Below are 12,018 nucleotides of genomic sequence, written 5' to 3'. Positions count from 1 at the left end.
GAGCCCGGTGCCCGAATTGGGCACGCCGGGATCTGTGCGGGGGGTGCTCAGTAATGGGCATTCCTACCGCGATCTAAACCGAGTTGTTGGGGCTATGCTTCGCGCTGATTTGCGCCCCTCTCCCACTTGTGGGAGAGGGGCCGGGGGAGAGGGCGGGCGCTCGTTACGCCGTCGCGCTGTAAAAGAACCAAGGGCTTTGCTGTAGTGGCTCCTAAGCCACCCCTCTCCCCGGCCCTCTCCCCCTGAGGGGAGAGGGGGAGAAACAGCCGTCGTCATGGCGCGCGGTTTTGGCCTGTTCGCCGGCTTCGGCAAATGCCTTGGGGTTGACCGCAGACTCAGGCCGCCATCCCCAGGAACTGCTGCAGCTCCGGCGTAGCCGGATTGCTGAACAATGCCTCCGGCGGCCCGATCTCATGCACCCGGCCCTGGTGCATGAACACCACGCGATTGCACACCTCGCGCGCAAAGCGCATCTCGTGCGTCACCATCAGCAGCGTCATGCCCTCGCTGGCCAGCTGGCGCACCACGTTCAGCACCTCCATCACCAGCTCCGGGTCCAGCGCCGAGGTAATCTCGTCGCATAGCAGCGCCCGCGGCTGCATCGCCAGCGCGCGCGCAATCGCAACCCGCTGCTGCTGCCCGCCGGAGAGCTGGTCGGGATAGCTGTCGAACTTCTCCCCCAGCGCTACCTTGGCCAGGCACTCGCGCGCGCGGGTCAATGCTTCCGACTCTTTGACGCCGGCCGCCACGGTGGGCGCCAGCATCACGTTGCGCCCGGCGCTCAGGTGCGGGAACAGGTTGAACTGCTGGAAGATCATGCCCACCTTGCGCCGCAGCGCGCGCAACTCCAGCTCGCTGCCCCCGAGCTTGGCGCCGGCCACGGTGATATTGCCTTCGTCGATGCTTTCCAGGCCGTTGATGCAGCGCAGGAGGGTGCTCTTGCCCGAGCCGCTCTTGCCGATGATGGCGATGACCTCGCCGGCCTCCACCTTCAGGTCGATGCCCTTGAGCACTTCGTTGGCGCCGAAGCGCTTCTTTACGTTTTCAATGGCGATGAGCGACATTGAGCTTCCTTTCCAGGTGACGGCTGTAGCGGGATAGCGGCCAGCACAGCGCAAAGTAGATCAGCGCGACCAGCGCGTAGACGGTAAAGGGGCTGAAGGTGGCGTTGGTGATCACCGTGCCGGCCTTGGACAGCTCGACAAAGCCGATGATGGACGCCAGCGCCGTGCCCTTGATGATCTGCACCACGAACCCCACGGTTGGCGCAATCGCAATGCGCAGCGCCTGCGGCAGGATCACGTAGCGCATCTGCTGCAGGTGCCCCAGCGAGAGGCAGCCGGCGGCTTCCCACTGGCCCTTGGGGATGGCCTCCACGCAGCCGCGCCAGATCTCTGCCAGGTAGGCGCCGGACCACAGCGACAACGCCAGGCCCGCGGCCAGCCAGGCCGGGATCTCCACGCCGAACAGCGCCAGCCCGAAAAAGGCCAGGAACAGCTGCATCAGCAGCGGCGTGCCCTGGAACACTTCGATAAAGGCCCAGGCCGCACGGCGCAGTGGCGCGCGGCGGCTGATGCGCATCAGCAGCACCAGCAGCCCGATGACGGCGCCGCCGGCAAAGGCCACCAGCGACAGCACCACGGTCCAGCGCACCGCCATCAGCAGGTTGCGCAGGATGTCCCAGGTTGAGAAATCGGTCATGACGCCCTCCGGAACAGCATGCCGCCAATGCCACGCAGCACCTGGCGCAGGCCGATGGCAAGCAGCAGGTAGATGGCCGTGGTCAGCAGGTAGACCTCGAACGCGCGGAAATTCCTGCCCTGGACGAAGTTAGCGGCAAAGGTCAGGTCCTCGACCGCGATCTGCGAGCAGACCGCCGAGCCCAGCATGACGATCACCACCTGGCTGGACAGCGCCGGCCAGATCTTCTGCAACGCCGGGCGCAGCACCACGTGGCGAAATACCTGGAAGGGCGCCATCGCCAGGCTGGCGCCGGCTTCGAGCTGGCCGCGCGGCACGGCCGCGATGCCCGCGCGGACAATCTCCGCGCTGTAGGCGCCAAGGTTGATCACCATGGCCAGGATGGCGGCCTGCATTTCACCCAGTTGCACGCCCGCGCTGGGCAGGCCGAAGAAGATGAAGAACAGCTGGATCAGGAACGGCGTATTGCGGATCAGCTCCACATAGCCGCCCGCGATGGCTGCCAGCCAGGCTGGGCCCTGGGTGCGCGCCCAGGCGCAGGCGATGCCGAGGGTCACCCCCAGCCCGCCGCCCACGGCGGTGAGTTCAGCCGTGACTTTGATGCCGTGCGCGAACACGCCGGCATAGTCGAAGGCCGAGAGGAAATCGAATTGGTAGGACATGCGGTAGCGATCGGTGGAGGCGCCCGGTTGGGGCGCTCATGAGCGCGGAGCTGGCGCAGTACGCCATGCCGCGGCGGTTGCCCGCCGGGCACGGCTTCCCGTGGCTTGGATCGTCAGTGCATCAAAGCATCAAGGCATCAAAGCGTGGCCGGCAGCGGCATGCCGAGCCACTTCACCGTGATCGCGTTGAGCTCGCCGTCCTTCTTCACTTCCGCCAGGATGGCGTTGACCTTGGCTTGCAGCTTGGGCTCGCCCTTGTTCAGGCCGATGAAGCAGGGCGAGTTCTTGATCAGGAACTTGGGCTCCGGCTTCTTGGGCGGGTTCTTGGCGAGAATGGCGGCAGCCACCACATTGCCGGTCGCCACCAGTTGCACCTGGCCCGACAGGAACGCGCTGATGGTGCCGTTGTTGTCCTCATAGCGCTTGATGGTGGCTGTCGCCGGGGCGATCTTGGTCAGTTCCAGGTCCTCCACCGCGCCGCGCGTCACGCCGATGGTCTTGCCCGCCAACTCGGCGGCGCCGGTCACCTTCTGGTCGGCGGGGCCGAACACGCCGTTATAGAACGGTGCGTAAGCCTCGCTGAAGTCGATGGCCTTCTCGCGCTCGGCGTTCTTGCCCATGCTGGAGATCACCAGGTCCACCTTCTTGGTCTGCAGGTAGGGCACGCGGTTGGTGCTGGTCACCGGCACCAGTTCCAGCTTCACGCCCATTTTCCTGGCGATCAGCGCTGCCACGTCGATGTCCAGGCCCTGAGGCTTCATCTCGGCGTTGACCGAGCCGAATGGCGGAAAGTCCTGCGGCACCGCGACCTTGAGCACGCCGGCCTTGACCACGTCGTCCAGCGCTTCGGCGCCGGCGGTTTGCATCGAGAAGACGAGGGCGGCGGCACCGAGGCCGAGGAGGAGTTTGGAGAGCTTCATAAGGGTCCTTGCTAGCTTGCCGTTGGGGTGGATATTCAAAAAACGAAATCGATGAAGTGGATCGCGGGTCGCTGCTCGTTAGCGGATGCCAGCGCGCTCAGGCCGCACGCCCCAGCGGGCTCAGCGCCTGGCGCAGCGGATCCGGCGGTGCCTCGGGCGTGGCGGCGCTCAGGCCGGCCTCGACGTGGTACAGGTGCGCGTCCATCAACGCAATGGCGCGCTCGGTGTCTCCCGCGGCCAGCGCCGCCACGATCAGCACATGCTCGGCACAGGATTCGTTGGCCTGGTGGCTGGACTGGTAGCGCATGGCAATCAGCGTGGTGCGGGCGGTCAGGTCGCGCAGCGTGTCGGCCAGCAGCACGTTGCCCACGCATTCGCCCAGGCACACATGGAAGTCACCCAGCAGGTAGCTGCCCAAGGCGGTGTCGTCGGCGCTCAGCGCGCGCTGCTCCTGCGCCACGTGCTCCTGCAGCCGGCCGATGGCATCGGCGCGGACCGGCGCGGCATAGCGCAGCAGGCCAAGCTCGATCGCGCGCCGGGCGGCAAATGCCTGCCGGGCTTCCTGCCGCGAGGGTTCGATCACAAACCAGCCGCGCCGGGCCGAGACCGTTACGATGCCGCTCGCCGCCAGCCGGGTCAGGGCTTCGCGCACCAGCGTCCGGCTGACGCCGAACAGCCCGGCCAGCGCCTGCTCTCCCAGCCGCGTGCCGGGCGCCAGCCGCTGGGCCAGGATCGATTGCGTGATGCGCTCGGCAATCTCGGCGGAGGTGCTGCCACGCACGTGGCCGGCGGCCTCGCCGAAGGCGGGAATGGAGGGGATGGCGAAAGTCATGCCAACCTCAGACGCAAGAGGTATGCCAGACTGATATACAAGCGTGATGTGCAGATTTTGTACGCAAAATGGCCTTGGCACGGGCCGGGCGCGCACCAGTTGGGAGCGGCTGTTGTCGCAGGCGAGTGCAGGTGCACGGCAGTGGTGCGGAACACGTTGTCCACAAAGCCCCCAGGCGACGTGTGGGAGGCGTCGCCTGCCGCCCGGATAGGGCACAATGCAGCGCTGAATTCCGGCTCGCAGTGGTCGGGAAGCATGGGAAGCATGGGAAGCAGGGAAAAGGGAAAAGGGAATCGGGCATGAAAGGCATCGTCTTCAATCTGCTGGAAGAAGTCGTGATCCGCCATCATGGGGAAGACACCTGGGACGACCTGCTGGAGCAGGCTGGGCTCGGTGGGGCCTATACCTCGCTTGGCAGCTACCCTGACGAGGATGTCTACAGGCTGGTCGGCGTGGCCGCGCAGGCGCTGGGCATGGCGCCGTTCGATGTGCTGCGCTGGTTCGGGCGCGAGGCCATGCCCTCGCTGGCCAGCCGCTATCCGGGCTACTTCGCCGCGCATTCGGCCACGCGGCCGTTCGTGCTCAGCGTCAACGACATCATCCATCCCGAAGTCCGCAAGGTGTATCCCGGCGCCGACGTGCCCACCTTCGGCTTTCGCGATGAGGCCGATGGCACGCTGCTGATGCACTACAACTCGCCGCGGCGCCTGTGCGCGCTGGCCCAGGGCTTTGTGGAAGGCGCGGCCGACCATTTTGGCGAGACGCTGCGCTTCGAGCATATCGAATGCATGCATGACGGGGACGCCAGCTGCGTGTGCCGCATCGGCTTTCTCGGGCCCAAGGAAGCCTGAGCGCTCATGGACACGATCCCGTTGCTGGAGGCCGCGCAGGCCGAGAACCGGAAACTGCGCCGCAGGCTGGAGCGCGAGCGCTGCGCGCGCGTGGAGGCGGAGGCCATTGCCGAGAAAGGGCTGCGCGAGCTCTATGAGAAACAGGAGCAGCTGCAGCTCCTGGAGGCCGTTGCCGGCGCGGCCAACCAGGCCATCTCGGTGGCCGACGCGCTACAGTTCGCCGTGCGCACGGTGTGCTGCTACACCGGCTGGCAATTGGGCCATGCTTACCTGACCGATTTGGCCTGCGTGCAGCCGCGCCTGCTGTCCACCTCCATCTGGCACGGCGTGGACGGCGATGGTGGCCAGCGCTTCCACGAGTTCTATCAGTACACGGCGGCCGTGGAGTTTCGCGCGGGGGTCGGGTTGCCCGGGCGGGTGCTGGCCGCCTCGGCGCCGGCCTGGGTAGGCGACATTGCTCTGGACGCCAACTTTCCACGGGCTGGCGCAGCGCAGCGGGCCGGGTTGCACGCGGCCTTTGCCTTCCCCGTCTTGCTGGGCAGCGAAGTCACCGCGGTGCTGGAGTTCTTTGCGGACCGCGTGGCGGAGCCGGACGAGACGCTGCTGCACCTGATGACGCAGATCGGCAACCAGCTGGGCCGGGTTGTCGAGCGCAAGCGCGCCGAAGACCAGCTGATTCACGATGCCTTTCACGATCCGCTAACGGGGCTGCCCAACCGCGCATTGTTCGCGGACCGGCTGGCCCGCGCCGTGGCGCGCGGCAGCCGGCATCGCGAGCAGCCGTTTGCGGTGCTCTTTATCGACCTGGACCGCTTCAAGCTGGTCAACGACAGCCTCGGCCACCTCGCCGGCGACGCGCTGATCGTGCAGGTGGCGGCGCGGCTGGGGGAGTGCCTGCGCGTGGACGATACGCTGGCCCGCATGGGCGGCGATGAATTCACCATCCTGCTCGACAGCATCGACGACGTGAACGAGGCGGTGCGCATCACCGAGCGCCTGATGCATTCGCTTGAAACGCCGTTCGTGATCGAGGGCGAGCAGCTCTACGCCAGCGCCAGCATCGGCATTGCCACCAGCCCGCTCGGCTACGCATCGGCCGAGGAAATGCTGCACCATGCGGACCTGGCCATGTACCGGGCCAAGACGCTGGGCAAGGGGCGCTACGAGATCTACGACGCCACCATGCACGAGCGCGCGGTGAGCCGCCTCGCGCTGGAATCCAGCCTGCGGCGCGCGTTGCACAATGGCGAGTTCGTGCTGCATTACCAGCCCGTGGTGATGCTGGAGACCGAGGGCATCGTGGGCGTGGAAGCGCTGGTGCGCTGGCGCAAGTCCGAGTCCGAGCTGGTCTATCCCGCCGAGTTCATCGCCGTGGCGGAAGAGACCGGCATGATCCTGTTGCTTGGAATGTGGGTGCTGCGCGAGGCCTGCACCACCATGGCGCGCTGGCACAAGGAGTTTCCGCGCACCCCGGCGCTGACCGTCAGCGTTAATGTCTCGGCGCGCCAGTTTGCCCAGCACGATTTCGTGCAGCATGTGGCCCGCGTGCTTGCCGACACCGGAATCGCGCCGGAAACGGTGCGGCTGGAGATCACCGAGAGCATCACCATGGTGGACTCCGAGCGCACCGTTGCCGTGCTCGGCCAGTTGCGCGACCTGGGCGTGCGCATCAGCATCGACGATTTCGGCACGGGCTACTCATCGCTGAGCTACCTGCACCGTTTCCCGCTCGATATCCTGAAGATCGACCGCTCCTTTGTCGCGCAGCTCGACCGCGGCGAGGAAGGCCTGCAGATCGTGCAGACCATCATGAGCCTGGCGCGCAACCTTGGCATCGAGGTGGTGGCCGAGGGCACCGAGACCTCGCGGCACGTTGAGCACCTGCGGGCGCTGGGCTGCGATTTCGGGCAGGGCTACTTCTTCTCCCGGCCGCTCGAATCGGAGGATGTCTCCACCTTGCTAAGGGAACGGGTTCCAGCGCCAAGCCTGGCCTGACCCGATCAGCGCAGGCCCGCTGCCGCCACCGGCTGGAACGCGGCAGCGGAGAACAGCTTGCCGCCGCTCAGGCTCTCAAAGCCGAGCAGGGTCACGCGCGCCTGTGCCTCCAGCGCTTGCGCCTGGGCCACCGCGCGGCTGGACGAAAACCGGCCCGGAGCGGGGCGAAGTCCGACTCATGTCCATCTCCTTTTTCGGAAAGCTGGGAAGCGGCGCCATCTCCACTTAGAAAAATTCGCTCAACAAGTTACTTGCATGATGGTATCTACAACTCTATACTAACTTTCATCTTGATAGCAACGTGGATTCCCGGAGGTCGCGAACATGCAGAAAAAGCCCCTCGACAATGCGCCTTGCCCCATCGCCCGCAGCCTGGCGCGGGTGGGTGAGCCGTGGAGCATCCTGATCCTGCGGGAGGCGTTCTATGGCAACAGCCGCTTCGACGAATTCCAGAAACAGCTGGGCATTGCGCCCAATATGCTGGCCCGCCGCCTCGAAACCCTGGTGCGCGAGGGCCTGCTGGAGCGGCGCCAGTACTGCGAGCGGCCGCCCCGCTTCGAATACCTGTTGACCGACCGGGGCCGCGAATTCCGCCCGGTGATGCTGGCGCTGCTGGCCTGGGGCAACCGCCACTTCTCGCCAGAGGGCGAGACCGTGCTGCTGGTGGACCGCCAGACCGGCGCCACCGTCACGCCGATCCTGGTGGATGCGCAGACCGGGCATCCCATTACCGAAGCGAATCACGTCGTGGTGGCCGGGCCGGCCGCCAGCGAGCGCATGCGTGCCAAGTTTCAAAAATCAGCGGGCGTACGCGCGGCCATCGCACCGGACGTCCCGCAGGCAGCGGACTGCGTCTGAAAAGACCACAGCACTCCAGCACAACAACGACAAAGCGAAAGCAAGAGGAAGCGTCATGACTAGCGACATCACCGCCGAGCGTGCAGGCCCGGCGCCCACTCCCGTATCCAGCAAGCCCCGCGTCAGCCGCAAGCGGCTGCTCGCGACCGGCGCGCTCATCGCCGCAGGCCTGGGCGTCGCCGCCTTCGGCCAGCACTGGTGGACGCACGCCCGCTTCCTGCAAAGTACCGATGACGCCTACGTGGGCGGCGAGGTCACGGTGATCGCGCCCAAGGTGCCGGGCTACCTGGCCGAAGTACTGGTGACCGACAACCAGCAGGTGCACGCCGGCGACCTGCTGGCCCGGATCGACGACCGCGACTACCGCGCCGCGCTGGCCAAGGCGCAAGGGGCGGTGGCCGCGCAGCAGGCGCTGCTGGCCAACCTCGACGCCACCCGCTCCTTGCAGGAAGCCGTGATCGGCCAGGCCCGGGCGGCGGTCACCGCGGTCAATGCCGACACGCTGCGGGCGCGCGACGACCAGGCCCGTTACCAGAGCCTGGCGGCCAAGTCCGCCGTATCGGTCCAGAGCTCGCAAAAGGCCGACTCGGACTACAAGCAATCGCTCGCCAACACGCAGAAGGCGCAGGCCAGCCTGCTCGCCGCGCAGCGCCAGGTCGACGTGATCGCCACGCAGAAACTGCAGGCGCAGGCGGCGCTTGCGCAAGCCATTGCCGAACGCGACATCGCTAAATTGAACCTGGGCTACACCGAGCTGCGCGCGCCGATCGACGGCACCATCGGCAACCGGCGCGCCCGCGTGGGTTCCTACGCTGCGGGCGGCGCCCAGTTGCTGTCGGTGGTGCCGGCGCGTGGCCTGTGGGTCGATGCCAATTTCAAGGAAGGGCAGCTGGCGCATCTGCGCCCGGGCATGCGTGCCACGGTCGAAGCCGATGTGCTGCCGGGCCACGTCTTCCACGGCCGCGTGCTCAGCCTGGCGCCGGCCACCGGCGCGCAGTTCAGCGTGCTGCCGCCGGAGAACGCCACCGGCAACTTCACCAAGATCGTCCAACGCGTGCCGGTGCGCATCATGCTGGATGACAAAGAGGCCGCGCTAGGCCTGCTGCGGCCCGGCCTGTCCGTGGTGGCCGAAGTCGATTCCCGTGCCGACGCGCAGGTGCAACCATGAGCAGCGGCGTCCTGGCCGGGCCCGGGCAGGCCACGCAGCCGATACAGCCAGCCGCGCCCCCCCAGCCTTCCCGGCCAGCGGTTTCCCCGGCCTCCATGAGCATGGCCGCCAAGGTGCTGGCCTTTGCCACCATGTGCGTGGGCATGTTCATCGCGCTGCTGGATATCCAGATCGTGTCGGCCTCGCTGCGCGATATCGGCGGCGGGTTGTCGGCGGGCACCGATGAAACCGTATGGGTGCAGACCAGCTACCTGATCGCCGAGATCATCGTCATTCCGCTGTCGGGCTGGCTGTCCCGCGTGATGTCCACGCGCTGGCTCTTTGCCGTGTCGGCGGCGGGCTTTACGCTGACCAGCATGCTGTGCGGCATCGCCTGGAATATCCAGAGCATGATCGCCTTTCGCGCCATGCAGGGCTTCCTGGGCGGCTCGATGATCCCGCTGGTGTTCACCACCGCCTTCGCCTTCTTCGCCGGCAAGCAGCGCGTGATCGCCGCGGCCACCATCGGCGGCCTGGCCTCGCTGGCGCCCACGCTCGGGCCCACCGTGGGCGGCTGGATCACCGACAACTACTCCTGGCACTGGCTGTTCTTCATCAACCTGGTGCCTGGCATCTTCATCGCGGTAGCGGTGCCATTGCTGGTGCGCGTGGACCGGCCCAACTGGTCGCTGGTGCGCGGCGCGGACTACCTCGGCATGACGCTCATGGCGCTGTTCCTCGGCTGCCTGCAATACACGCTGGAAGAGGGCCCGCGCTGGGACTGGTTCGGCGACGACACCATCCGCGCCACCGCCTGGATCGCGGCTATTGCAGGCGTCGGCTTTGTCTGGCGCAGCCTGACCTACGAGCATCCGATCGTGGACCTGCGTGCGCTCAAGGACCGCAACTTCGCGCTCGGCTGCTTCTTCTCGTTCATCGCCGGCGTAGGGATCTTCGCCACCATCTATCTCACGCCACTGTTCCTGGGCCGCGTGCGCGGCTTCAGCGCGCTGCAGATCGGCTTGGCGGTATTCTCCACCGGCGTGTTCCAGGTCATGTCGATCCCGATCTACGCGTTCTTCGCCAACCGCGTGGACCTGCGCTGGCTGATGATGTTCGGGCTGGGCTGCTTTGCCTTCTCGATGTGGCAGTTCGCGCCCATCACGCACGACTGGGGCGCGCAGGAACTGCTGCTGCCGCAAGCGTTTCGCGGCATGGCGCAGCAGTTCTCGGTGGCGCCGGCGGTCACGCTCACGCTCGGTGCGCTGTCTCCCGAGCGGCTCAAGCTGGCGTCGGGGCTGTTCAACCTGATGCGCAACCTGGGCGGCGCGATCGGCATCGCCGGCTGCGCGACCATCCTGAATGACCGCACCAACCTGCATTTCCAACGCCTGGCGGAGCACCTGAACTACAGCAACGAGGCCATGGGCGCGCTGCTGCAGGCGGTGGGCAGCAATATGGCGGCGCTGGGCCACGACGCTGCCGATTCGCAGACCGCCGCGCTCAGGCAACTGTGGGCACTGACCTGGCGCGAGGCGCAGACGCAGACCTTCGGCGATGCTTTCCTGTTCATCATGGTGTGCTTCGTCGTTGCTACCGCCATGGTGCCGCTGATGCGCGAGGTGGCGCCGCCGAAGGCGCCGTCCGCCGATGCGCATTGAGACCAATGCAACCGGGAGATTGATGATGCATACCCGTTTAACCAGCGCCCTGGCCTGTGCCACGCTGCTTGCCGCCATGGCGGCCCAAATCGTCCACGCCGGCACGGAGCGTCCGCGCGACGGCGGCGTGGGATGTGCCCGCACCGACAATCGCTACTGCAAGGTCACGCATGAGCTTGGGGACGGCGCTGCGCGCGCGGCATCGCAGGGATCGGAGAGCTTCAGGCGGCACGCCTTGGTGCCGGGCCCTGCCGCCGCGGACGGCATGCGCAGGCGCCTGGCATCGGCCGCCGGCTTCCTGGCGGGTGCGGAGCAAGCCGGAGAGGCAGGCGGCGCGGTAATTTCCAACGAGGCGCAGTAGGCGCCTTTTCACTGTTATCCAAGTCGGACATCGAAGCGGAGAACGTCATGAAGATTCTGGTCCTGGGCGCTGGCGCCATGGGTGGTTACTACGGCGCTCGCCTGATGCAGGCCGGGGCGGATGTCACGTTCCTGGTGCGGCCACGGCGCGCCGAAGTGCTCGCGCGCGATGGCCTTGTCGTGCGCAGCGAGCTTGGCGATGTCCGCGCCCCCGTGAAGACGGTGCTGGCCGAGGACGTCAAGGCGGACTACGACCTGGTCCTGCTGGCATGCAAGACCCATGACCTGGACAGCGCGATGGCCGCGCTGGACCCGGCGCTCGGCGCCAGCGGCGGCAAGCGCGCGGCGATCCTGCCGCTGGTCAACGGGCTGCGCGCGTATGAGACGCTGGACTCGCGCTACGGCCGCGACAGGGTGCTCGGCGGCGTCTCGTACATTGCCACTACGCTGGGCATCACCGGTGAAGTGGTGCATCAAGGCGCGGCCGACCGGCTCATCGTGGGCGCTCGCGCCGAGTCGGCGCAAGGCCTGGCCAGCGCTTTCCATGAACTCGCGGCCAGCACGCCCGGCACGCGCGAGCTGTCACCTGCCATCGACCAGGCGCTGTGGAACAAATGGGTGATGATCTCGGCCGGCGCGCTGATGACCTGCCTGATGCGCGGCACGGTCGGCGAGATCGTCAGGACCGTGGACGGCCGCGCGCTGATGCGGCAGGCCATGGACGAATGCGCGGCGGTGGCGCGCCTGTCGGGGCACGCCTTGCCCGAGCCGGTGGCCCAGGCCATGGCCGCGCGCTTGCTGGACGAGAGCTCGACCTGGGCCGCCTCCATGATGCGCGATATCGCGCAGGGTGCGCCCCGCCTGGAGGCGTACGACATCGTCGGCGACATGGCGCAGCGTGCCGCGCGGCTGGGGCACGACGTGCCGCTGGTGCGCATCGCCTATAGCCACCTGCAGGTCTACGAAGCGCAGCGCGCCGCGGCCTAGCGCGCCGAGCCCGCGTGCGCGGCGGCCGCCGCGTGGCGCTCCCG

General features: G+C 67.2%; 13 protein-coding genes. 7 read left to right on the top strand and 6 right to left on the bottom strand.

Annotated features, from left to right (window positions below; translation table 11 throughout):
* Positions 1 to 335 precede the first annotated feature (335 nt).
* The 5 genes from ACGLHR_RS47830 to ACGLHR_RS47810 all read right to left on the bottom strand — a co-directional run bounded on the left by ACGLHR_RS47830 (position 336) and on the right by ACGLHR_RS47810 (position 4,115).
* Positions 336 to 1,064, bottom strand: coding sequence for an amino acid ABC transporter ATP-binding protein (locus ACGLHR_RS47830; RefSeq protein WP_400102749.1), 729 nt, complete (start codon positions 1,062 to 1,064; stop codon positions 336 to 338).
* Positions 1,045 to 1,701 carry an amino acid ABC transporter permease gene (locus tag ACGLHR_RS47825; RefSeq protein WP_174424714.1) on the bottom strand — a complete coding sequence of 219 codons (657 nt, stop codon included), beginning with the start codon at positions 1,699 to 1,701 and terminating at the stop codon, positions 1,045 to 1,047. The genes ACGLHR_RS47830 and ACGLHR_RS47825 overlap by 20 nt, the downstream gene beginning before the upstream one ends.
* Positions 1,698 to 2,363 (bottom strand): amino acid ABC transporter permease, encoded by a 666-nt coding sequence (locus tag ACGLHR_RS47820; protein ID WP_318237192.1) that lies wholly within the window; start codon positions 2,361 to 2,363, stop codon positions 1,698 to 1,700. The genes ACGLHR_RS47825 and ACGLHR_RS47820 overlap by 4 nt, the downstream gene beginning before the upstream one ends.
* A gap of 137 nt (positions 2,364 to 2,500) precedes the next feature.
* Positions 2,501 to 3,283: a transporter substrate-binding domain-containing protein gene (locus ACGLHR_RS47815; protein ID WP_400102748.1), complete on the bottom strand. Its 783-nt coding sequence runs from the start codon at positions 3,281 to 3,283 to the stop codon at positions 2,501 to 2,503.
* 97 nt (positions 3,284 to 3,380) lie between these two features.
* The gene (locus tag ACGLHR_RS47810; protein WP_400102747.1) at positions 3,381 to 4,115 is read right to left on the bottom strand and encodes a GntR family transcriptional regulator; all 735 of its coding nucleotides are present in this window, start codon (positions 4,113 to 4,115) and stop codon (positions 3,381 to 3,383) included.
* Between the two features lie 299 nt (positions 4,116 to 4,414).
* On the opposite strand from ACGLHR_RS47810, the gene ACGLHR_RS47805 reads away from it, so the two are divergent.
* Both ACGLHR_RS47805 and ACGLHR_RS47800 read left to right on the top strand, forming a co-directional pair.
* Positions 4,415 to 4,966 (top strand): heme NO-binding domain-containing protein, encoded by a 552-nt coding sequence (locus ACGLHR_RS47805; RefSeq protein ID WP_400102746.1) that lies wholly within the window; start codon positions 4,415 to 4,417, stop codon positions 4,964 to 4,966.
* A 6-nt stretch (positions 4,967 to 4,972) separates the two neighbouring features.
* The gene (locus ACGLHR_RS47800) at positions 4,973 to 6,961 is read left to right on the top strand and encodes a putative bifunctional diguanylate cyclase/phosphodiesterase (RefSeq protein WP_400102745.1); all 1,989 of its coding nucleotides are present in this window, start codon (positions 4,973 to 4,975) and stop codon (positions 6,959 to 6,961) included.
* A gap of 5 nt (positions 6,962 to 6,966) precedes the next feature.
* Here ACGLHR_RS47800 and ACGLHR_RS47795 read toward each other — a convergent pair whose 3' ends face one another.
* Complete coding sequence (locus ACGLHR_RS47795) at positions 6,967 to 7,092, bottom strand: hypothetical protein (RefSeq protein WP_400102744.1); 126 nt, start codon at positions 7,090 to 7,092, stop codon at positions 6,967 to 6,969.
* A gap of 193 nt (positions 7,093 to 7,285) precedes the next feature.
* Between ACGLHR_RS47795 and ACGLHR_RS47790 the strand changes: the two genes are divergently transcribed.
* The 5 genes from ACGLHR_RS47790 to ACGLHR_RS47770 all read left to right on the top strand — a co-directional run bounded on the left by ACGLHR_RS47790 (position 7,286) and on the right by ACGLHR_RS47770 (position 11,974).
* Positions 7,286 to 7,819, top strand: coding sequence for a winged helix-turn-helix transcriptional regulator (locus ACGLHR_RS47790; protein WP_400102743.1), 534 nt, complete (start codon positions 7,286 to 7,288; stop codon positions 7,817 to 7,819).
* A gap of 55 nt (positions 7,820 to 7,874) precedes the next feature.
* The gene (locus ACGLHR_RS47785; protein ID WP_318237199.1) at positions 7,875 to 8,987 is read left to right on the top strand and encodes an HlyD family secretion protein; all 1,113 of its coding nucleotides are present in this window, start codon (positions 7,875 to 7,877) and stop codon (positions 8,985 to 8,987) included.
* 101 nt (positions 8,988 to 9,088) lie between these two features.
* Positions 9,089 to 10,627 carry a DHA2 family efflux MFS transporter permease subunit gene (locus tag ACGLHR_RS47780; RefSeq protein WP_400102750.1) on the top strand — a complete coding sequence of 513 codons (1,539 nt, stop codon included), beginning with the start codon at positions 9,089 to 9,091 and terminating at the stop codon, positions 10,625 to 10,627.
* A gap of 25 nt (positions 10,628 to 10,652) precedes the next feature.
* Entirely contained in the window at positions 10,653 to 10,988 is a 336-nt protein-coding gene (locus ACGLHR_RS47775) for a hypothetical protein (RefSeq protein WP_400102742.1), read from the top strand.
* Positions 10,989 to 11,035: 47 nt separating this feature from the next.
* Complete coding sequence (locus tag ACGLHR_RS47770) at positions 11,036 to 11,974, top strand: 2-dehydropantoate 2-reductase (RefSeq protein WP_400102741.1); 939 nt, start codon at positions 11,036 to 11,038, stop codon at positions 11,972 to 11,974.
* Positions 11,975 to 12,018: the final 44 nt, after the last annotated feature.

The organism is Cupriavidus sp. CuC1, from assembly GCF_044627735.1.
GTDB lineage: Bacteria > Pseudomonadota > Gammaproteobacteria > Burkholderiales > Burkholderiaceae > Cupriavidus > Cupriavidus ulmosensis.
This window is presented reverse-complemented; position numbering and strand designations above follow the sequence as displayed.